Here is a 20963-nt window from a genome sequence, read left to right on the forward strand (position 1 = left end):
GCTGCGATGCCGCGCTCACCGCTGGCCTGCGCCGCCCTGGGAGCTCCTGCTGCCTGCGGCATCACAGGGTTGCCCGGGAGACGGGAACGATCGCCAGTAACGGCCCGTCCGATACTGCCGCCAGCCGCGACCGACCGTGTTCCCGCCGCCGTCGCGGCGGGTGTGCCTCCGGGGGCGGCAGGCGGATGCAGGAGGGCGTATCCGCTCACTGCGGCAGCAGCCAAGCCGCCGACCGACCCTGCTATGGTCGCGAGTTGGGCAGATGTGTCGAGATTGGCGACCGCCGCGACGATGCCCAACCCCAACGCTGCCAGGCCCAGCACCACCACCAACAGCCACACCACAACCCGCGCTCGTCCTGTCACACCAGGATTATCGCAGGGGGGACTGACAGCCACTGCTTGAGAACCGGGCGTGGCCTGTCGTTGTCACGTTGCGGCCATCTCCCGCATCGGACCGAAGGGGTGTCGGCAGACGGCCGTCTCCTTGAGCCCCCTGATGGCGGTACGCGCATCGCCCAGAGCCCGGCGCTCGACGCCCTGCTTCTGCTTCACGTCCCCCGGGACCTCGCCCCTGCACCGAGATCTCCTGCGTACGAGGTCTGGGACGCCGTTGCGACCCGCGCCTGAACCCGCTGGCGGCCACCAGTACTTGGCTGACGATCCCTGCCGGCGGTCCGGGCAATTCGATAGAAGTCGCAGCCGGTGAACGGAGAGAATGCCCGGGTGCCTCCGATGCTGACCGACATGCCGTCCGACCGTCTGGACGTGCTGATCAAGCACCCCTTCCACCGTGAGACGGGCGAGCGGCTGGTCGGGTTCATCCGCGACCTGCGCGAATGCCGCACCCCAGAGGACTACGTGGCGTTCCAGCAGGACCTGCTGCACGCCAGCCTCGCCGCGAACGCCGCGCGAGCGGAGCGATCACGGGTGATCAAAAGACTCCGCAGAGGACAGAAGCTCCCTACCGATGCCCCGGAGCTCGTGATCGGCGATTCGCACAAGCTGGACGACTGGCGGCTGGAACAGGACGTCTTGGAGCGCGTAGGCCGCCAGCTGCGCTCGATCGGCGATGCCATGGCCTGGCAGGCCTTCCGCTACGACCGCCGCCACATACTCGCCCTGCGTCGCAATGAGGAGCGAGGTGCGGAAGGGTGATGGGCTGGTGGGCGGGGCAGGATGGTCGGGTGCGGGCCTCCCGTGAGGGGATGGCCGCTGTTGGAGGGGGATGCGGTGCGCGTTGATGTGTACATCGACGAGGAACGCTCTGAAGGTGAACTGCGCTCGCTGCAAGCTTGGTTGGGGCGAGAACCTGCCGTGCGCAGGGCGGCTGCGCTCACGCTGCGGGAGAAGTCAGCAGAGCCCGGATCGATGGGCGGCGTTCTCGATGTCCTGCAGCTGGCAACCGGCAACGGCTGGAGCGCCGCGTCGTTCGTGCTCTCCGTGGCCGCGTGGCGCCAGACACGCCCGCGTGCGCCGCAGATCACGATCCGGCGGGGGAACACGGAGATCAGCATTAGTGATGGGACGGAGACCGAACTGCGCCATGTTCTAGCGGTGTTGGATCATCACGGCGACGAGGGGGAGGCGGACGGGCAGGACGCGGGGCAGGGGCCGCGTCCATGAGAGCGCTGCCCGACCCGGCCGCGTCGCGGGCCGTTCTCGTTGGGGTCAGCCGTTACACCGCGCTGGAGCCGCTGCCGGCCGTGGCGAACAACTTGCCCGCCCTCGCCCAGGCGCTGACCGGCCCCACCTCGTGGAACCTGCCTGCGAGACACTGCACCGTGGTCGCCGAGCCGGAAACGTCCCGCGACATGCTGGACCCGGTCAAAGAGGCTGCCGAGGCCACCAGCGACACGCTGCTGGTGTACTTCGCGGGCCATGGCCTCCTTGATGGCCGCGGCGAGCTCTTCTTCGGCCTGCCGCGCTCCGTCCAGGGCCACAGCTACACAGGCGTCACCTACCAGGCGCTGCGCGAGATCATTACGGACTGCGCGGCCCGGCGTTTCGTCATCATCCTCGACTGCTGCATGAGCGGGCGGGCCCTGGGGACGATGGGCGGCGAGGACCTACTGGCCGACCAGGCGGAGATCGACGGCAGCTACCTGCTAGCCGCCGCCCCCGAGAACGGACGGGCCCTCGCCCCGCCGGGGGAGATCCACACCGCCTTCACCGGCGAACTACTCAACGCCCTGCAGCACGGCATCCCCGGTCGGACGCGCGAGCTGGACCTGAACACCGTCTATCACCACCTTCGCGGCGAACTTGCCGCGAAGGGGCGGCCCACGCCACAAAAACGCGACCGCAACACCGCCGGACGACTCGTCCTGGCCGTCAATCAGGCCTATCGCCCAGCCACCGCCCCCACCCACCCGGCCGAGACGGACTGGCCCGACCCAGACGACTGCCACACCCCGATCGCCTTCCTCGAGGCACTCGCCGAGATGAGAGCGCACACTGGCCTGACCATCCGCGCCATCAGCCGACGCACCGACCCGCCGCTGGCGCCCGACACGGTCAGCCGGCTGCTCAACGCAACGACGCTGCCCGCGACCTGGAAGACCACAAGCCGTTACCTCGCCGCCTGCGGACTTACCCCGGACCAGCTCAGCATCTGGCACAGGGCCTGGCAACGGTTGCATGCCCAGGAGCAGGAACTGGCACGGCCTAAATCGCCCGCCCCGACTGCCGGGCCGCAACGAACACGCTTGTGGTGGGACCGCCTGGCAAAACGAGGAGATAGCGGGAGATGGTAGGGCAGGGCGAGAAGGCGTCCCGCTCCGGGGCGGAGCAGGATGCCCACAGCTCAGCGCCCGGAGGGCGACGAGACCGACGACGGCTCGGGCGCCGGCTTGTCGCTGGTGCTGGAGTCGGGGGAGAAGAACCCCATCCAGGCCCCCACGACCAGCAGTCCCACGACCACGACTCCCGTTCCGGACTTTTTCGCCCGTGTGCCCTTGCCGTCCGACCGGTTCACCCAGTGACCCGCCCGGTAGTACTGGCCAGAACGACCCGCCACGCAACACCCCCGAGGTCTGCATCTCGCGGCGGGCCACCCGCCGCAGTCACAGAGTGTGGCAGCGCTCCGTGGCCGGGGGTACAGGATGAACTGAATTTGGCTGATACAAGACGTGACACAAAGTGACTCTATGAACACCGGCCCTCCGTACACGGGTTGCCAGGGTGCGGTGAGAGGTCAGCGCGACGTCACGCTTCGGCACCGGTCTTGAGCCGGACTGCCTCCGTCCGATTTGGGCGGGGAGAACGGCGTTGTCGATCCAACTCCGCAGCGGACTGGTGGTCTCGACGCAGATCAACTCGCAGGCGTGACACCGGCCGCACCGAGGGAGCGGATACGGGGGGCGTGTGGGGCTCACGGTCGTACTGGTGATGGCTGGTGAGGCCGTCCTCGGATTGCCCGATGCTGCCCTCATTCCTCTGCTGCCGGTGGTGGTCTTGTTCGTCGCAGTCGTCTTCAACCGCGGTCGGATGCCAACTGCGGAGCAGCTCACCGATCTGATCATTCCAAGGTGAGACGGGACGGTTCCCCTATGTCCGGCGACGCACAGCCGGCATCCAAGGCCACCGGCCCGGCGACCGCGCCGCCTATCCGCCACGCCGCCAGCACGCCGTCCCCCTCGGCCGGCAGCATGGCGTCCTCCCGCGCCCAGAACGGCAACGCCCGTGCCAGTCGTCTTCCTCGATGCCGCGCAGGCCAGCCCGGCCCCGCCGCCGATCAGCCGATCAGCTTATGTAGCACGGGAACGCTGAGCCCGAAGGAACCCAAGCCCGCGGCGACGGCCTTGGGCACGGACTTCTCGGAGAGGAACACGAGCCCCCCCATGATGACGCCGACGAAGCTGGCTGACAGGAAGACCACGGCAGCGTGCACCGACAGCAGTGGCGGCGCCTCGGACGGCAAGCCCGTGCTGGGCGGGCCGGGCGGTTCCGGGCGAGCAGATACAGGGGATTGCGGGTCCCGAGACATCGGGAGTCTCCTACGAGGCGGAGGAACAGAGACGGCGGACACCTGTTGTGGTGTCGTCCGCGTGGAGGTGGTGAGCGCCTCGCGGTCGGCGGTCCTGCTGCGGCTCTCTGCCTGAGAGCGTCCCTGTGGGGCCTTCGGCCCGGCCCAGGGTGGGCGTGTTCAGCGTAGCGGCGATCGGCGCGGGTGTTGCCCTGGGTGTCTGGCGGGTGGTCATCGGTGCTGCCTCCGGGGTGAGTTCGGCTGAGCGAGCGGGACAGTGACAGAACTCAGGTGCTTGCGTCTCGTCCTGGCGGGCACGGCTCCTTGACAGCAGCGGCCGGGAGAGCTGAGGCAGGAAGCCGGGGGACGGACAGCACCGGCTGGGGAGAAGATCGCATGACATTGCGGAGGCCCGGACCACCTGGTCCGGGCCTCCGTTCCACATTGGTTATGGGCCGCCGGCAGCGAAATGTGACGCGCGACTTCTACGACCAGCGCATTCCGATTGCGGATAGCTGCTCGACGCGTTCAGGGGAGAGCGTGGCGGCTCTGCTCCGCTGATTGCCGATCCATGCGCCCAGCCGGAGCTCGCGCTCCTCCTGGTCCTCGCTGTCCTCGTCGCCGACGACGATCCGTTCTACGTGCTTGCGCGGCACTCGAAGGTGCCCCTCGCGCTCGTAGAACTGGCGGGCGGCCTCGTAGTTCAGCGCCCATTTGTCGGCTTGGGTGCGGCGTGGCTTCGGCTTCACCTCCTCGGACGCCGGGGTGATCCCGAGGACCTGTTCGCACATCCACTGCTGCACGGTGGTGAGCCGGTCCCATCCGAGCCGCTGTGCCTGTACCCACCGTCCGAGGTCCTCGCCTTGGTGCATGACGTCGCCCGGCTGGGTCGGCAGTGAGCCGGCTTTGTCCAGGTGCTGTCGGGTGAGGTGGAAGGCGCGTTGCCATTCCACGGGCCAGGTGGGGCACCACGATGGGTCGATTTCTTCCAGTTGTTCGCGTCGCTCTTGCGACAGGGCGCCGGCTGACGACTCCGCTGGCAGTCCCTGGGCCCGTCGTTGCTCGGTCTGTGCTGCCTTGCGGGCGGCGGCTCGCTGGTTCTTCAGCCAGATCCCGATCCTGTAGCCCTGGTGGGTGGCGTCGAGCGGGGCCAGGAGGTGCCCGTGTTCGGCGGCCCATCCACGGGCGGCCGTGAGGCCTTCTTCCCAGGCGACGTCGAAGTGCGACCAGATCATGCCGAGGTTCTCCAGCTGCACGGCGCGGTCTTGGTCCATGTTGCCCCGTGCGTAGAACCGGCGGGCGTCGACGGTCCACTGGCCCAGCGGGAAGTTCGCGAGCGAGGCCAGCCATCCTTGTGCCACCGCATCCTGCCCGGCCGGGACGCGGTACGTGAACGGCACACGCAGATCACCGTGTTCCCGGGTGGCTATGACGACTTCTTGGGGAGTCGTTTGTCGAGGAGTTCGGGAGGCGTGTGACCCGGGGTGCAGTGATCAACATCGACAAGTTTTGATGTCGATAGCGTGTGCGATCACGGGTTGCGGGGTCTGCTTCATAATCCAGCTGTGGACATATCCGATGAGGGACAGCCGCTCGATCCCGTCTGGCATGAGATCAACAACAACGTGTGTGGCGGCCTGGCAGGAGCCCCGAGGGCATCGTGGGTGGCCGAGCGGTTCATCGGGGCCGGCTGGAGATCCCAATCCGGCTCGTCGTGGGAGTCGTATGAGGTCGAGACCAGCTGGTGCCGCATCGAGGTCGACCCGACCGACGGGGACACGCTCCTGAACGGAGTTGTCGATCCTCAACGGTTCGAGGATCTGGCTGCGCTGCTGACCCGGTTCGGTCTGCGGTTCAGTCTTGAGCTCTATGACGATGACGGGGAACTGCTGCGGGAGATCGAAGCTGGAACCCCGTCAGCGCCTCATGACGCAGCTCCGCGGCCTCTCAGCCGGCTGCTCGCTCCGCTTGGGCTCGGGTACTGGCGAGCCGGTAGGAGTCGGTGCCGGTCTCGATGATGGTGCCGTTGAACGTGAGGCGGTCGACGATGGCCGCGCAGAGCCTGGGGCCGGTGAACGTCTTGGTCCAGCCGCCGAACGACTCGTTGGAGGCGATGGCGACGCTGTTCTTCTCCTCGCGTTCGGTCAAGACCTGGAAGAGCAGTTCGGCGCCGTGGCGGTCGAGTTCCATGTAGCCGAGCTCGTCGATGCAGAGGAGATCGACACGGCCATAGCGGGCGATCGTCTTGTTCAGTTGCTTCTCGTCCGCGGCCTCGACCAGCTCGTTGACCAGCTTCGTGGCGAGTGTGTAGCGGACGCGGTAGCCCTTCATGGCGGCTTCGGTGCCCAGCGCGATGAGCATGTGGGACTTGCCGGTGCCGGAGTCTCCGATGAGGCAGAGCGGCTGGCTCTTCTTGATCCATTCGCAGCTGGCGAGGGTGTGGATGGTGGCCGGGTCGATGTTCGGGTTGGCGTCGAAGTCGAAGGACCGCAGGGACTTCTCCCGCGGAAAGCCGGCAGCCTTGATCCGCCTCTCCGACCTGCGGCGGGCCCGGTCGTCGCACTCGGCCATCAGCAGTTCGGCGAGGAAGCCGCGGTAAGTCATCTGGTCCTTGATCGCCCGGTCGGCGATGTCGGAGAACTCGTTGCGGATCGACGGCAGCCGCAGCAAGCGGCAGGCGGAGTCGATCGCGGCGTCGGCGGCCTGCTCGGTCAACCCTCGCTGTCGGGGCATGGTCACTGCGCTTCTCCCTCACGGTGATCGCTGCCGCTGGTGCGGCGGCGTCGGAGCAACTGGTCGTAGTGAGACACCGAGGGCAGCGGCCTGGTGTCCGGCGGAAGATGCGCGAGTCGCCACTCGTGCAGGGACGTCACCGTCGCCGGCGCCTGGCCGAGGGTTCGGGCGTCCGGTGCAGGCTCGATCTCCGCCTGGGCGGCCTTGCGGGCCTCCAGCGCGACCGCGTCCGCGGTCATCGCCCCGGCCCGCAGCGCGGCGGCCAGACCGGCGACCACATGTTCGTGCGTCATGTGGCGTCCGAGCAGCAGCACCTCGATGAGCGCGCGGGTGCCGTCCCGCTCGCCGTGGATCTTCATGGCCTGGGTCCACCAGGCGTCGTGCACCGGGGTGAACTTGCCGGCCGAGCGGGCCTGTTCGAGAGCGGTCGAGCCGGGGAAGGCGCCCGGTTTGCGGACCAGGACCTCCAGGTAGTGGTCCAGGTCCAGGCGGACGGCTCCCTTGGCGATCAGCCTCTCGTGCCGGGCCACTTCCACGTTCTGGTCGTAAACCACCAGGTGAGAGGCGTGAAGGATGACCCGCACCCGTTTGCCGATCAGCCGGATGGGGACCGAGTAGCGGTTCGTGCGGACCGGGATCTGGCCGTAGCGGTCGACCCGTGGGGTGAACAGCCGCCCGGTCTCGAACGGCTCCTCCGGAAGCGGCATCAGCAGCGGTCGTTCGAGCGCGAAGTCCTCGGCGATGGTCCGGGGCCTGGAGCCGATCCGGCGGGTGTCGTCCTGCCAGTCCCACTGCTCGACCATCTCGTTCAGCTCGGCGAGCGAGGACACCTCGGGGACGGGGACGAAGTGGTTGCGTCGGAAGTAGCCGATCTGGCCCTCGACGCCGCCCTTCTCGTGTGCGCCCTCGATGCCTGGGCGGCAGTAGAAGCTGTCGATGCCGTAGTGCGATTTGAAGGCGATCCACCGGTCAGCTTCCACCCTCGCCCGGCTCAGCCCGAGCACGCGGGCGACGGCCGCCTTGAGGTTGTCGTAGCGCACCTTGGTTCGCGGGACCCCTCTAATATGCGGGTCTCGATGTCAAGCCATCTGCGGTGTTGTGGAAGGCCAGATGTCCGACCTCAGGCGATCCGCTCCGATGTCACCGAGGTTGGGCGGCCGGTCGCAGCAAGGTGTGAGTGAAACTGCTCCGCAGCTCGAGGAGAGCGTTGTCAGTGTCCGAGGTAATACTGGCGCGATGAAGACGTCCTCCTCCATGGCCAGTTCAGCCGAGCCTTCCCTCACCTGGGTCGAGTCGATGGGCGGCCCCCTGATCGCCGTACCGGTTTCTGTAGTGGACGGATGGCGAGGCTGCACAGAGTCGGGGATCGTCATCGGCGACGGAGACGTATCGGACGACTACGACCGCGCCTGCGAGGTGGACGGTCTGGCTGGCGTGATTGCTATCGGCGACGAGGGCGCGCGAGGACTCGTCCTGGCAGACGAACCCGCCACCACCTGCTATTTGCCAGAACACCAAGCCTTCGTCCGCTGGCTCGGAGCCGACTCCGAGGCCGACCTGATCGCCGCAGCCAAGGCTGTACTCACCAACCCCACCACTCAGTGGGAGAAGTGCGGTGCCTGGGAAACGGACGGTCCGGCGGTGCTCATGGACTCTGTCACCGACGGAGCAGAACTGGACGTCGAGTATCCCATCGGTGGAGGACTGCCGGAGCAAGCCCCTGTCCCGATACCACCAGGCCGCTGGACAGTCCGCGCCGTCCATGCTTCCCCAAACGACTCCACCTCGGTGGGCCTGGTCCAACTTCTTCCCTCTGACGGAGACCCGTTCTCATCGGGGCAAGAGATCAGGACGCGTCCTCATCAAGACGGCTGAGGAGTCCATCGAAGATTTGCTCCCGTGCGACCTGTCCCTTGGCCGCCGCGTCGTCCCGCTGGCGTTCGAGGGTGGGCCGAAACTCGATCGTGGTGACGAAGAACGTGCAGGACTCGCAGATCGACTCGAAGTGGCAGTCCATCTCGACGGGGCGAGCGCAGTAGCCGTTGCCGAGCATTCGACGGTGCATTTCCCGGCGGAGCTTGGCCATCTCCGTGCCCTCGGCATCAGCCGGCAGCTGACGCGGAGCGTCGTAGAGTGCCTCGACCTTCTCGGAGACGGCGAAGTACTCGTCGGCGACGGTCCGGTCGGCGATCCGCGCGTAAACACGTGTCATGGACAGCGACTTGTGTCCAAGGAGTGCGGCGATGGCCTCCAGGGACATGCCCCTGTTGATCGCTTGAGTGGCCAGAGTATGGCGGAGCTGGTGCGGGGTGACCCTGCCCAGTCCGGCCCGCTCGGCGGCCTTGCGAACTGCGGCTTCGATGCGGGAGGCGTTGACCGGGCGGCCGTGGTCGGTGAACAGCAGGTCCGAGCGCAGGCCCTCGGGCCGGTGTAGCAGCCAGTCGTCCAGCAACGTCTTCAACTGCGGATGCAGGGGGACGTAGCGGTCGGTGTGCATCTTGCCGACCGGGACGCGGAGCCAGTAGGCGGAGCCGATCTGGACCACGGCGTCGATGGTGAGGCCGAGCATCTCGCTGCGACGCATCCCGGTGCGGGCGAGGATCTCGATGGCCAACCGGGCGAACGGATCGGGGTCCTGGCGGGCGGTAGCCAGCAGTTTGGCGGCCGCGGCGTCGTCGAGGAAGCGCGGTAGCGGCTCGTCGGCGATCGGCAGGTCGCTGTCGAACACCAGCTGGCGGGGTGGCCGGTCGGCGGCGTCCCATTCGTCGAGGCGGCGGAGAAAACCGCGGAGTTTGCCCAGGCGGTCGCGGACAGTGTGACGGTGCAGCGCTCCTCCGCGGGCGGCCGGCCGTTCCAGCAGCCACTGCCGGTAGCGTTCGACGTGCCTCCGCTTAAGTTCGGCGACGCAGCTGACGGCCGCGTCTTCGGCGGCCACCAGCAGGGCGAACTCCCGCAACGTCAGCTCGGCGTTCTTCACGGTGCCCGGCCGCAGCGTCCCGGCGATCTGCTGCAGATAGTGCTGCATCGTCTCCGCCATCCTGGCCGGGACACGGGCCCATTCGCGGGCTCGCATGTCGGCCCGGTCCGGGGTGCGCCGGCGTGGGAGCTGGTCGGTCAACTCGCAGTGGAACAGGGTGGCTTCGAGGTTGAACAGGGCGGTCGACAGGGCCTTGACGCCCCGATTGGGGATGCGGCGCGCGGCGTCCAGCAGGAGGCGTCGCCCCTCGTCCCAGTCGCGTTGCTGCAGCTCATGGGGCTGGTTGCCGAACAGTGCCACGAAGTGACCCAGCAAGTTGAACTGGGTCATGGCCACTGTGTCGCGAAAGCCGAGTGTGCGGGCGGTTTCCATAAACCGCAGGTGCAGCTCCGGCTCCGTGCGGGCGAGCACAATCCCCAGTCGCGGGCGCCGTGCGACCAGGTAGTCCGCACCCGGCTGCATCCGTCCCGTGACCGCAAGCCAGCTGATGAACCGGTGAGTCTCGTGGTTGAAGGCGAGCTGACGTTCCAGTGGCAGGCGACAGAAGTCGGTCAGGTCGGGCACTGCGGCAAGCAGTGCCCGGGCACCCCAGCGGACCTTGTGGTCGGTGTTCATGCCCTGCGCAGCCCGGTGGGCGAGGTAGAACTCGACCAGGTCCGGGCGCACGATCGGCAGGGCGGCGGCGCGGGCCCGGCGCATCAGGACTCCGCCCGGTCGGCGTCGATTGCGGCACTTGCTTCCAGGTACTGCTCGACGAGCCAGCTGTTCGCGAGGTGGATGTAGATGCGGGTCGACTCGATGGAGCGGTGTCCGGCCTGGGCCTGTACCGCTTCCAGGGCCATGCCCGCCTCCCGCAGCCGCGTCAGGCAGGTGTGTCGGAGCTGATGGCATGTCAATCTCGCTAGTCCAGTGCGCTTCCGGACTCCTTCGAGGATCTCGTCGAGGCCGTCGGCGGAGAGCGGCCGACCCCGTGTCGGCCCGCGCAGCACCACGAACAGCTGGTCGTGCTCGACCGGCGGACGCTCACGGTCCAGGTAGTCGCCGACCGCGCTGAAGAACTGCGCGGAGACGGGTATCAGACGCTGGTGCCCGCCCTTGCCCTCGCTGATGAAGACCCGACGCTCGCCCGGTGAGAGGTCACCCAGGCGCAGGCCGAGGACCTCGCAGCGGCGCAGTCCACCCAGCAGCATCGCCAGGGTCATCGCCCTGTCCCGTGCGGTATTCAGCGCGCCGAGGACCGCCTCGACCTCGCTCGGCCCGAGGACGCGTGGGAGGGTGCGAGGTGTGCGCAGCAGAGGCGCCCCGCGGGTGGCGCTGCGGCGGCGGTTGGCCAGTCCCGTCGGCACCGGGTTGCGGTCGACAGCGAGGTCGTCGCGGGTCATCAGGTAGCCGAACAGCCCGGAGATGCTGGCGAGCCGACGTTTGATGGTCCGGGCCGAGAGTCCGGCTTCACCGTCTTCGAGCCGGACAACCTTCGGGCCTCGACGCGGCCTCTTCTGCGCGGTGATGAACGCGAAGACGTCCGCGGTGACGACGTCGACCGGTTCCTTGGGCACCACCGAGAAGAAGACCTTCAGGTCGTAGGCGGTGGCCAGCAGGGTGTTCGGCCTGCAACGGGCCGCCACGAACTCCAGGTAGTCGTCGACCAGGACGTGGCCGAGCGATGCAGCAGGGTTGCCCGCGGCATCGACACGTCGTACCAACTCCGGCTGCCAGGCCATGCGAGCTCCTCGACGGGAGCGACCATCCTGACCGGGAACACGAGATCGCGGAAGAGTTGTCACCCACATAACCGCCCAGCGTCCGCAGCGCGTGGACGTGGCCTTCGAAGAACGCCTCCTGGCCGCAGGAGGCGAACACGCGGTGGACGGCCTTGCCCGAGTAGGACAGGCGGAAGGAGAACTGGTAGCAGGTCACCAGTTCGCCGGCGAGGCGGATCGTCACGTCGCCGAAGTCGACCTCCGCCTCGTGACCGGGCTGGTGGGTCTGGGGGACGAACGCCTCCAGCGGGGCCTTGCCCGACTCGACCAGGATCTCGGGCTTCCGGGCCGCGACGTAGTAGCGGACCATCCCGTAGGAGACGTCGGCGCCGTGTTCCTCGACCAGCCGGTGGAAGATCCGGGTGGCCGTGTGCCGCTGCTTGCGCGGCGCGTCCAGGTCCGCCCGCAGGATCTCGTCGATCACCGGCTTGTAGCGGTCCACTCCGGTCGCCCGCGGCGGCAGCTTCTTGCGCGGCTCCGGCCAGGACGAGTCCAACGCCTTCCGCACCGTCCGCCACGTCACGCCGTGCTTGCGCTCAAGCTCCCGCATCGACATGCCGCCACGGTGGTCACGCCGGATCGCCGCGTACAGCTCGACCTTCGACATCCGCGGCATGACCAGCACCTTTCACCAGGAGCATCTCGATGCTGCCCTGGCAAGAACCCCAGTGCCTCCCGAACTCGTCGACATCACCCATCCGTGGAACAGGGCGCCTCCCAAACCCATCGACAAGCGACGTCGCTACTGCTCGATAAAGCCAAGCCGACCACCGCCGGCGGCCCCGAGCCCGACAAGCCGCAGTAAGCACCAAGGCGCAGTTGGTGCGAGCATCACGCCGATGACGAGGGCCACCACATGTGGTGGCCCTCGTCATCGGCGTGATGTTGGAGCAGTGGTGCGGATGATGAGCGGCCCCTGCTTCGGGCCTTCTGTGTGCGCTGGGCGACGGACAGCCGCCGTCTGGGTGGGGATGGTCCGGGGTACGCCGCGCCGGCGTCAACGGCACACCGTCGCCCCCGCGCCCGCGAGGATGTTCCCTCATGTTCCTCCGTGATGTGATGGGGGAGTCGCCCCCGCGCCCGCGGGGATGGTCCGGCGTGCCCGGTGCGGCCGATGACGCGGCCTTCGTCGCCCCCGCATCTGGCGCGGCGTTGCCCCGCGCCTGCAGGGATGGTCCCCGGACCCGATCTGGCGGGGCCTGAGGCCACCGTCGTCTCCGTGACTGAAGGATGGCCCGGTGCTGAAGGCCCAGGTCAGCGCGTCGAGTTGGTCGCCTCCGCGCCTGCAAGGATGGTCCGAGCAGTCGCCTGATGTCGAGCCTCCGCCATAAATCGTCCCCGCGTCACTGCAGGGACAGTCCGTCGTCGAGCCAGTGCAGGACGAACACGCCGTCGTCGCCCCCGCGCCGGCGGCGACGGCCCTCTCCCTCACGGTCGTGTCGTCCAGATCAGCTGCTGACGATGTCGAGCAGTTCCTGGAAGCGGCGGTTCACGTGCTCGTTTCCACAGGAGCGCTGAACATCCCTATCGGACTGGAGACTCTCGACGATCTTATGGATGTCACTGCGGCTGTTGAGGAAGAGCTCCTCGATGACGGGCGCGGCTCGGTTGCTGAAAAAGACCTTCCGATTGATGCCGGCGCCGTATCCACCGGGCTCGCCGATGTAGCAGCGCACCATCCACTTGATGATCCCGGGTTTGACCTCGTTGGGGATTTCGGTGAGCCCGCCGAACTCCTCGAACAGTCGCAGTGCGGGGCCATGTGCCTCGTGCTGCTTCCAGTGGTGGCCGATGTCGTTGAGCTTGTCGAGCTGCTTCGAGAAGAAGTCCTTCCGCTGCCCCTTGTGGAGGTAGGGCAGGAGTCCAGCGGCGTGGGCGACGCGCACGGTGAGTTCGTCCAAGGCGGTACGGCCGAGCCGGTCCAGCAGGACCTTGGCGACTGCCAGACGAACGCCATTCCGAGTGAGCTCACGCAGCTCCTGGAGCACAAGGTAGGCGTTCTCGCGGACGACGTCGGCTTCGGAGTTACTCAGGGCCGTGCTCACCAGGACCTGGACGATCTCCTGCTGACGCTGGTCCGGGGCATGCTCGAAATCGGCCAGCAGGCGGGTGTCCAGCGTGATGGGGCCAGATGCCTCGATGATCTGCTTGACCTCGCGCACCTCGATCAACGTGATCGGGTCCTTCGACAGCACGGCGTCGATGCAGGTCGCGAAGGTGTACACGACATCTTCGAAGGCTGCTTCGTACTCGGAGTCCTCATGCTCGAGGTCCTTGCGGATGTCGTATACCCGCGTCATCTTGCGCCACTCGGCGCGGCTGAGAAGCCCGATGCGATAGGCGAGCTTGATCAAGTTGGAGGTCGTGTAGTGCTCGACGTCCTCAGCGTTCTGGATCGGCGGGAGCTTCGGGTTTGCAGCCTTGGCGGCCTCCCCGGCGATTCCGATGCCCACGATCAGGATCTTGTCCTTGAGGTCCCGGACCGCGGCGTTGAACAGACGCTGACAGGCACTGCTCGGATCGACAGGCAGGATGCGGCGCACCCTCTCGATCAAGTTCTTCGCCTGCCAGTCCGGCCTGATCCTCTGCATCATGCCGGGCACTTCGTCGATCGTCGTGACCGCAACGGATGTAGCTACGACGACAACGCCTTCTTCGCTCAACTTGTCCTCACCTGGGCAGAATTGAACCTCTCGTGCCTACAGGGTACGGACTCGGCCGTCCCAGGGCCGCTGGTATTTCCACAGAAGCGCAGTGCGAGGGCCACGCCCCGAAGAGGCCCTTCGCGTGCTCCGAAGCGTCTATGGTGCCCAGTCCAGTCCGAGGTCGGCCAGAACCTTCCGCTTGTCCTCGGTCAGCTTTCCGCGGCGGGCCTTCTGGTTCATGATCCCGACTCCGAGCTTCACCTCCAACCCGTCCGGCAGAGCCTCTACATGCCCCCGTGGGAGTCACGGAGCCCGTGCGGGCCTTGTGCGAGCCAGGGCGAATGCCTCGTTCGAAGGCCCCGGAAGCCGTCTTGGAGGGCTTGGCGGGCATCGTCGTGTCCGGCTTCCGCTCGGGGGCCTGGGGTGTGATGCCGATGGCCTCGAGGCGTTCGCGTTGTCCGTCGGTGAGGGCGGTCCAGACTTCGGGTTTGCGTTGTCGGGCGAGCCATCGTCCGATGTTCATGCCGTGGACGGTGACGCCGGGTTGCAGTTCGGTGAGGCTGGCTTCGTCGCGCAGCATCTCTCGTACGGCTGCGTAGTGCCGCTGCCAGTCGGGCGGCCACTGGGGGTTCCAGTCCGGGGCGATCGCGCTCAACGCGGCCTCCCATTCTGGGTGTCCGTCGAGGGCGCCGGGTCGGCGGAGGTTGGACAGCCACTGTCCCACCGGCTTGTCCAGCGCCGTCGCGGTGCGGGGCGCGCGCAGCGTCCAGTGCTCCTCGTAGTAGACCCGTGCCGCCGCGAGGTTCTCCAGGAAGCGTTCACCCGCCATGCTCCACACCATGCCCAACTGCTCGAGTCGTTTGGCGCGCACCCTCCTTGTGCCCGTACGGGACCCGGGCGTGGCCCTCACGCTCGGTGAACTTCTTCAGCGAGGCCCAGCCGCGTGCCCCTGGGCGGTACAGGGGGGCCAGGGTTAGTCGATGCTGGTGTCTGTCCCCGGAGCCTTTCGGGCGTTGTTCCTGAGGTTGGCGAAGGGCAGGGCTCCGCCGTGGAGTCTTTTGAACTCGTCGATCAGGTCCTGCTCAGCCTCACCCGGGTCGTCCTCGGTCATCGGCAGCCAGGCGACGAGCAGTGTGTCCGAGTCGGCCAGCTGCCAGATATAGCGTCCGCCCCAGTGGCCGGCCATCAGACCGGTGCCGTGGCGGCGGTAGTCGGCAAGTCGCTGATTCAGCCCGTCCTGACCCGCGGCCTTTCCGATGTACACGACCGTTGCGCCGTCCACCCAGGCATCGCCGAGCTTGTCGGCGGTCACGGACGGGTCGCGGCCCTTGAGGTGCCCGGCAGGGCTGGTGGGGAGGAACGACGGGGGCGAGGTGTCCGTGCGGATCACCACGTAGATTCCGTGCCCGGTGGGGACGTTACTGCCGGGCAGTGCACGGAACGGCACGAAGCCGCGGAAGCCACGTGCGCTCAGGGTCCACTGTGCCAGCTCTGCTGTCGGGCTCATGCCAGGCATCATGCACCAGTATCGAGGCCGGATCGCCGAACTTTGGCTGAGCTTGATCTTTAACCTGTGCGGCCGTAGTGCTGGTCGAGTGTCTCGGCGCGTTTGACGGTCTTCCCCGGTACGTGGCGCGGGGCTCTCGTGTGGTTCCTCGATCCACGGGGGCGTCCCGGGCCGGGGTGGGAGGGTTTTGGTGCAGCCGCGGGACGGGCCGTCTTCGCGCGGATGTTGCGGAATCCTCGCCGCACCCGGGCAGGCGTCAACTTGTGTGCCGCGAGCGGCCGTTCCCAGGGATGGCGCAGGTCCTGCGCGGCCGGTCGGGCGAGCCATAGCTGAGTGTGTGCGGCGATGATCAGAGTCGTCCACAGGTCGGCATTGGCAGGGTCCCGGAGCTTGGGCACGGTCCAGCCCAGTGTCTGCTTCAACAGGCGGAAGGTGTGTTCCAGGTCGAATCTGCGCAGGTAGGCCCGCCACAGCTGGTCGACATGGGCGGCGTCGGCCCCGGGGCGTGAAGACCACAGCCACACCGGGTCGGGATCCCGGCCGCCGGGCAGGCGCTCGACATTCAGGCGGACCACCAGTCCGTGCAGGATGGGGAGTTCGGCGTTCCGGTCGGTGATCCAGGCCGAGCGGCGGGTGAGGCGGGGGTGGAGCCGGTCCCATGCCGTGGCGGTCGCGGTGCCGTAGCGGGTGGTGTCGGTCCGGGTCTCGGTCTGCGGATCACCCCAGGTGGTGGGCCTGGCCAAGGCGAACGGGGCACCGTGCATGCGCGGGCGGCCGGGCCGTGGCCGGGCGTTGTGAGGTGCCGGATCGCGGGCCATCACGCGGTCCGAGCGGAGTCGGCCGCATACCTCCACGGGCAGGTCGGCGAGAAGATGGGCCAGGCGGGCCAGGTCGTAGCCGGCGTCGGCGACGATCAGCAGTTCAGGGGCGCCGTCACTCCAGTGGCCTGCAGCGATCAACTGCATCACGATGTCGCGGAGTTGAGCGGCGGTGACGGCTGCGGCATCGTCGGCAGGGCCGAGCCGGACGGCATCCAGCAGGCGGCACCAGGAGGTGCGGCCGGACTCCAGCACGGCGACGAAGGAGTAGGGCCAGCCGGGGATGAACTGGTCCTTGCTGCGGCCGCGCCCGTAGACGTGGCAGAAGAGCCGGTCGGAACTGGTCTCGGCGTCCGGCCGCAACCAGGTCGAGACGTCCACGGCCAGCACGATCCGCCCATCGACCGCACGGGGAACGGGCAGTGAGGCCAACAGGCCCCGCAGCCGGGCCGGTTCCGCCCAGCCGGCGTTCAGTGCCTGGTAGAGAGCACCGTGCCCACGCCGGTGCTCGGCCTCCAGACTGAGGTCGACCAAGGTCTGCACCGGTCCGTCCTTGCACAGGATCGCGTCGGTGAGTTCGAAGAGAGCATCGGCGCGGGCGTAGAGACAGTCGTAGAACTCGACCCGAAAGCGGGACAGGACCTCCAATCCGTCACCGGCAGAACCAGAGGCAGAGACACTCATACACAGCGGCCGTTCTCTCGCACTTCGTTACTCAACATCTCGAAGCGTGGAGAACGGCCGCCTCAGCTGTCCCGGGAAGAACCGCAGATCAGCAGGTCGGGTGACCTGCGAGGTTAAACGTCAAGCTGAGACGCTGTTGTCGTTCCGGTCTTGAGGGTTGTGCGTCGAACGGGAGTCTCGATCGGGTGATCGCTGCCGGTCGCGGGCATGAAGACAGGGCCTCTTGGTAGCTCGGGGTTGCGAAGCCAACCGAGATCCAGGAGACCCTGTTGCCGCAGTTGTACGCGTTCGCGCCGGTGGAGTTCAACTCGGCTGCTCCGTCGTGTGATTGTGTCGCTCACCGGTTCGGGAACGCGGCCGATCACCCGGAGCGTGTTCGGCGGAATCCCTCGGACATGACCGATCTGGAGTGGGCCCAGGTCCGGCCGCTGCTGCCGGTGCCGGGCTGGCTGCGGGGCCGGGGCGGGCAGCCGGAGGCGTACTGCCACCGGGCGATGTTGGACGCGGTCCGCTACCTGGTGGACAACGGCATCAAATGGCGTGCGCTGCCGATCGACTTCCCGCCATGGGATCGGGTCTATGCCTTCTTCCGGCAGTGGCGTGACCACGGCCTGGTGAGGGAATTCCACGACCGGCTGCGTGGTCAGGTCCGCACCCGGCTGGGGCGGGATGCTGAGCCGACGGCCGGCGTCATCGACTCGCAGTCCGTCAAAGCGGATGCCGTCGTCGGGATGGACAGCCGCGGCTTCGACGGCGGCAAGCTGATCAACGGCCGCAAGCGGCACGTCGTGGTCGACACGCTCGGCCTTCTACTCGCAGTGATGGTGACCGCCGCGGATACCGGGGACCGTCTCGCCGCCCACGCCCTGTTGCGTCAAGTCGCCGACGCGCACTACCAGTTGGCCGTCATCTGGGCCGACGGCGGTTACACCGGCAGCCTCATCGAGTACAGCCTGGCGGTGCTCGGCCTGGTGGTGGCGATCGTCAAACGCAGTGACGACGTGCGGGGCTTTGTGGTGCTGCCCAAGCGGTGGATCGTCGAGCGCCTATTCGCCCACTTGATGCGAAGCCGCCGCCTGGTGCGCGATTTCGAACGCCGCACCAGCAGCGCGGAGTCGGTGATCTACTGGTCCATGACGATGCTCATGACCCGCCGTCTTGCCCGGCCGCACCCGCGGCGAGCATGAACCGGCCCGACTGGGGCTCGGTGAGCCAGCCGCGCGCGACCAGCCGTTTCGCCTTCGACCGCAGTCCCTCCGCCTTCGCCGGCACCGCGTCCAGGCCGAACAAGGCGGTCATCTCCTGGCAGGTCAGCGGTCCTTGATGGAGCCGATGCCGGTCGGAGAGTGCCTGCAGAATGCGCTGGTAGTCCACCGACAGTTCTGACCATGGCAGTCCCTGACGCCACACTGGCACCTGCGTTTTCAGTCGAGCGGCCGTTGCCTTCGACGGCGCCGGAACGGGCGGGGCAGGGTCCTGCCCCGTCTCGTCCGCCGGGGCCAGGACCTCACCGACCCGCGCGCGGGCGACAGCCCACTCCCTCCAGTCCTGCTCAGCCACGGTCAACTCGGCCTGAACACGGTCGGCTTCCTCCCGCAACTCATCCACCCGGCGGCGAGCGGCCAGCTCGCGCTGTTCCAGCAGCCCCACGACCGACGGCATCCACGACCCCCACAGAAGCGATAGCACGGCAGCCCACCACTTCCACAGGATCGTGACTCCTATCCCTGACCAGCGGAAACACAGCCATCAAGCCCGGAAAGACAACAGCGTCTCAAAAGCACCAAGGCGGTCGCCCAGATGCTGCGCATCTCCCAGCGCACCGTCGAGCGGTATGTCAAATCCAGATCTACACGCCCCGGCAGACTGGTGGACGACCGCGCACCCGGCCCGACCACGTTGGTGGAGATAAGGCGTACTCGTCACGCCGCAACCGGCGTCACCTGCGCAGACGCCAGATCAAGCACACCATCCCCGAGCCGAGAGACCAGCGGGCCAACCGCCGGCGCCGCGGCAGGCAAGGCGGCCGACCCACAGGGTTCGACAAGGCGATCTACCGCCGCCGCAACGAAGTCGAGCGGACCATCAACCGGCTCAAGAACTTCCGCGCCATCGCCACGCGTTTCGACAAGCGGGCGTACGTCTTCTGCGGGACGGTCACCGTGGGCGCCATCCGTCTATGGCTTCGTCCGCAGTGAAGCGCCGTGTTCAGAGGTCCTTGGTGCCAGGGTAGTGGTGGCGAAGTTCGCTGAGTACGCGCTCGTCGGCAGCCCTGACGTCCCACGAGGAGCTGTCGAATTCGGTGAGGACGAGCACCAGCTTGTCCTCGGCGAACCCACGTGCTTCGGCGTCGATCAACTGGAGGAAGGGGGTCGTCAACGACAACAGTGTCAACGTGTCCATGCCGGCGTCGGCGGACCGTCTCTCCATCTCGACACAGCGAGGATCGACGATCTCGTCGAATTCGACGCGCCACGTCAGGTCCAGGCCGAAGCTGCCGAGGCGAACCAGTAGCTCAGCCAGGGTCACGTAGTGCTTTCTGTGCCAGGCAGGAAACGTGATCCCCTTCATCCCCGCCTCTGCTTCGGCTGTATCGCGCGACATGCGACCCCCCCTTCGTTCAGCGAACACTAGGCCACGGCCCTGATCAGCTCACATGACCCATCGGACAGCCCCTAGTGGATGAGGTTGACTTTGATGTGGTGAACGCGGACGGGGCCGTGCGCACGGCAGCTCCGGTCAAGAGCCGGGCCGCAGGCGGATCCATGAGCGGGGCCCTGGCGCTGGGCATCCTCCTGGACATGCTCAACGGCACTCAGAGTGCGGCCAGTTACTGCCTGCTGACCAATGCCCGACCCGGGGGGCGGGAGGATCAGCTGAGGGAAATTCCGACCGGGGACCTCGCCCTCGGTGCCCTGTGGGACGCCATGGCGGAACTCCTCCGCGATGCACCCCAACGCCTCGACCAGCTCAAGCGCCTGGACAGTGAGGGCCTGTCTCGACTGCCTGCTGCCGCTGGGAATTCGACCCGTGTCGGGGTACGAGCTCACGTACACAGGCCGGTACAGGCTCAAATGCAAAGATCCAGATGCCCAACTGCACTACAAGAAGCGGGTGGTGGGGCCGCCCGATGAGGAAGTCTATGGACCGCTCCGAGTGGTCAAGGGCGCCTACGGCGGTGCTCCGCGCTGGGCTTCGCCCACCCTGGAGATTGTCGATCGCCACAACCAGGCCCTGCAGCGCGCCGGGGTGCTTGTGGGTGGTGAAGTGCTCGTGCGCGAGGTGGAAGGCCTTCGTCGGGATCGCTGCGGTGTTCAGCGCGACGCTGACGCCGCCGCCGGCCGACTCCTCCTCATCGACCCACTGCTCGGCCAGACTGCCCACGAACTCCTGGGTGTCGTCAGTGAGCAGTTTGTCGCCCCAGGAGAGCATTCCTAGGTAGGTCGCTCCCTTGGTGCTGAGCTGCGTCCAGCCCTTGCGGATCGCTCCGTCCGGCTGGTTCGACTTCCCGGTGTACTTCTTCATCTCCCACAGACGGAAGGAGAATCCGCGGGCCGTTCCGCTTTCCCGGTAGACGATGAGTCCGTCGCCGCCTCCGTCGTTGACGGCGGCCTTCGGTGGTCCGAGGATCTCCACGGCGCGCGCTGGATCCTCGGGCAGGTCCCGGGTCAGGAGGTACCAGAGCCACTCGCCCACGTACCCGGCCAGCCCGTGATTGCCCTCCTTCTTCGCGGCGGCCGCTTCGAAGACGGGCTCTGCGAAGGCCTTCACCAGGACGTGATCCGTCCCGGTCAGCTTTGCGCCGGTCAAGGTGGCCTCGTGCCACTTCCCGTAAGTTCGTTGGCGCCCGCCGGTGCGTTCCCGCATGATCTC

The 20963-nt window shown here is 67.4% G+C and carries 21 protein-coding genes and 2 pseudogenes; 9 read left to right on the forward strand and 14 right to left on the reverse strand.

Annotated features, from left to right (window positions below; all coding sequences use genetic code 11):
- Window positions 1–428 precede the first annotated feature (428 nt).
- Window positions 429–554 carry a hypothetical protein gene (locus CG723_RS48845; RefSeq protein WP_267893779.1) on the reverse strand — a complete coding sequence of 42 codons (126 nt, stop codon included), beginning with the start codon at window positions 552–554 and terminating at the stop codon, window positions 429–431.
- Between the two features lie 180 nt (window positions 555–734).
- On the opposite strand from CG723_RS48845, the gene CG723_RS44915 reads away from it, so the two are divergent.
- The 5 genes from CG723_RS44915 to CG723_RS48540 all read left to right on the forward strand — a co-directional run bounded on the left by CG723_RS44915 (window position 735) and on the right by CG723_RS48540 (window position 3533).
- A complete protein-coding gene (locus CG723_RS44915; RefSeq protein ID WP_100599328.1) occupies window positions 735–1157 on the forward strand; it encodes a hypothetical protein in 423 nt (140 codons plus the stop codon).
- Window positions 1158–1232: 75 nt separating this feature from the next.
- Window positions 1233–1625, forward strand: a complete 393-nt coding sequence (locus CG723_RS44920) for an effector-associated constant component EACC1 (RefSeq protein WP_199842132.1) — start codon at window positions 1233–1235, stop codon at window positions 1623–1625.
- Complete coding sequence (locus CG723_RS44925; RefSeq protein ID WP_100599329.1) at window positions 1622–2755, forward strand: caspase, EACC1-associated type; 1134 nt, start codon at window positions 1622–1624, stop codon at window positions 2753–2755. Before CG723_RS44920 ends, CG723_RS44925 begins: the two co-directional genes overlap by 4 nt.
- 39 nt (window positions 2756–2794) lie before the next feature.
- A complete protein-coding gene (locus CG723_RS44930) occupies window positions 2795–2983 on the forward strand; it encodes a hypothetical protein (protein WP_100599330.1) in 189 nt (62 codons plus the stop codon).
- 382 nt (window positions 2984–3365) lie between these two features.
- On the forward strand, window positions 3366–3533 hold the full coding sequence (locus CG723_RS48540; RefSeq protein ID WP_234374874.1) for a hypothetical protein: 168 nt from the start codon (window positions 3366–3368) through the stop codon (window positions 3531–3533).
- 202 nt (window positions 3534–3735) lie between these two features.
- On the opposite strand, the gene CG723_RS44940 is transcribed toward CG723_RS48540, so the two are convergent.
- From CG723_RS44940 to CG723_RS44955, 4 genes are all read right to left on the reverse strand, one after another.
- Window positions 3736–3891: a hypothetical protein gene (locus CG723_RS44940; RefSeq protein WP_234374875.1), complete on the reverse strand. Its 156-nt coding sequence runs from the start codon at window positions 3889–3891 to the stop codon at window positions 3736–3738.
- A gap of 560 nt (window positions 3892–4451) precedes the next feature.
- Window positions 4452–5456, reverse strand: coding sequence for a helicase associated domain-containing protein (locus CG723_RS44945; protein ID WP_100599332.1), 1005 nt, complete (start codon window positions 5454–5456; stop codon window positions 4452–4454).
- 457 nt (window positions 5457–5913) lie between these two features.
- Complete coding sequence (istB, locus tag CG723_RS44950) at window positions 5914–6705, reverse strand: IS21-like element helper ATPase IstB (protein ID WP_100599333.1); 792 nt, start codon at window positions 6703–6705, stop codon at window positions 5914–5916.
- Window positions 6702–7739, reverse strand: coding sequence for a Mu transposase domain-containing protein (locus CG723_RS44955; RefSeq protein ID WP_234374876.1), 1038 nt, complete (start codon window positions 7737–7739; stop codon window positions 6702–6704). The genes istB and CG723_RS44955 overlap by 4 nt, the downstream gene beginning before the upstream one ends.
- 196 nt (window positions 7740–7935) lie before the next feature.
- Between CG723_RS44955 and CG723_RS44960 the strand changes: the two genes are divergently transcribed.
- Entirely contained in the window at window positions 7936–8574 is a 639-nt protein-coding gene (locus CG723_RS44960; RefSeq protein ID WP_100599334.1) for an immunity 21 family protein, read from the forward strand.
- Here the strand turns inward: CG723_RS44960 and CG723_RS44965 are convergent.
- The 6 genes from CG723_RS44965 to CG723_RS44995 form a co-directional block, all read right to left on the reverse strand.
- Complete coding sequence (locus CG723_RS44965; RefSeq protein ID WP_100599335.1) at window positions 8546–10375, reverse strand: tyrosine-type recombinase/integrase; 1830 nt, start codon at window positions 10373–10375, stop codon at window positions 8546–8548. The genes CG723_RS44960 and CG723_RS44965 overlap by 29 nt on opposite strands.
- Window positions 10375–11397 carry a tyrosine-type recombinase/integrase gene (locus CG723_RS44970; RefSeq protein ID WP_100599336.1) on the reverse strand — a complete coding sequence of 341 codons (1023 nt, stop codon included), beginning with the start codon at window positions 11395–11397 and terminating at the stop codon, window positions 10375–10377. Before CG723_RS44970 ends, CG723_RS44965 begins: the two co-directional genes overlap by 1 nt.
- Window positions 11398–12884: 1487 nt before the next feature.
- Entirely contained in the window at window positions 12885–14099 is a 1215-nt protein-coding gene (locus CG723_RS44980) for a hypothetical protein (protein WP_234374877.1), read from the reverse strand.
- A gap of 7 nt (window positions 14100–14106) precedes the next feature.
- Window positions 14107–14922, reverse strand: coding sequence for a helicase associated domain-containing protein (locus CG723_RS48545; RefSeq protein WP_324907841.1), 816 nt, complete (start codon window positions 14920–14922; stop codon window positions 14107–14109).
- Between the two features lie 132 nt (window positions 14923–15054).
- Complete coding sequence (locus CG723_RS44990; protein ID WP_234374878.1) at window positions 15055–15588, reverse strand: hypothetical protein; 534 nt, start codon at window positions 15586–15588, stop codon at window positions 15055–15057.
- A gap of 59 nt (window positions 15589–15647) precedes the next feature.
- Window positions 15648–17090, reverse strand: a complete 1443-nt coding sequence (locus CG723_RS44995; RefSeq protein ID WP_100599338.1) for an NF041680 family putative transposase — start codon at window positions 17088–17090, stop codon at window positions 15648–15650.
- Window positions 17091–17485: 395 nt separating this feature from the next.
- Here CG723_RS44995 and CG723_RS45000 point away from each other — a divergent pair, with 395 nt between their 5' ends.
- Window positions 17486–18277, forward strand: coding sequence for an IS5 family transposase (locus tag CG723_RS45000; RefSeq protein ID WP_100599339.1), 792 nt, complete (start codon window positions 17486–17488; stop codon window positions 18275–18277).
- Here the strand turns inward: CG723_RS45000 and CG723_RS45005 are convergent.
- Window positions 18234–18752, reverse strand: a complete 519-nt coding sequence (locus CG723_RS45005) for a hypothetical protein (RefSeq protein ID WP_100599352.1) — start codon at window positions 18750–18752, stop codon at window positions 18234–18236. The genes CG723_RS45000 and CG723_RS45005 overlap by 44 nt on opposite strands.
- 105 nt (window positions 18753–18857) lie before the next feature.
- On the opposite strand from CG723_RS45005, the pseudogene CG723_RS48550 reads away from it, so the two are divergent.
- Both CG723_RS48550 and CG723_RS45015 read left to right on the forward strand, forming a co-directional pair.
- Window positions 18858–18950: pseudogene (locus CG723_RS48550) on the forward strand (telomere-protecting terminal protein Tpg); the annotation flags it as partial.
- A pseudogene (locus CG723_RS45015) lies at window positions 18935–19288 on the forward strand (transposase); the annotation flags it as partial. The pseudogenes CG723_RS48550 and CG723_RS45015, both read left to right, overlap by 16 nt.
- 10 nt (window positions 19289–19298) lie before the next feature.
- Here the strand turns inward: CG723_RS45015 and CG723_RS45020 are convergent.
- Together CG723_RS45020 and CG723_RS45025 are read right to left on the reverse strand one after the other, a co-directional pair.
- Entirely contained in the window at window positions 19299–19694 is a 396-nt protein-coding gene (locus tag CG723_RS45020) for a hypothetical protein (RefSeq protein WP_234374879.1), read from the reverse strand.
- 366 nt (window positions 19695–20060) lie between these two features.
- On the reverse strand, window positions 20061–20957 hold the full coding sequence (locus CG723_RS45025; RefSeq protein ID WP_234374880.1) for a hypothetical protein: 897 nt from the start codon (window positions 20955–20957) through the stop codon (window positions 20061–20063).
- Window positions 20958–20963: the final 6 nt, after the last annotated feature.

It is taken from the genome of Streptomyces sp. CB01635 (assembly GCF_002803065.1).
In the GTDB taxonomy this organism is placed as follows: Bacteria; Actinomycetota; Actinomycetes; order Streptomycetales; family Streptomycetaceae; genus Streptomyces.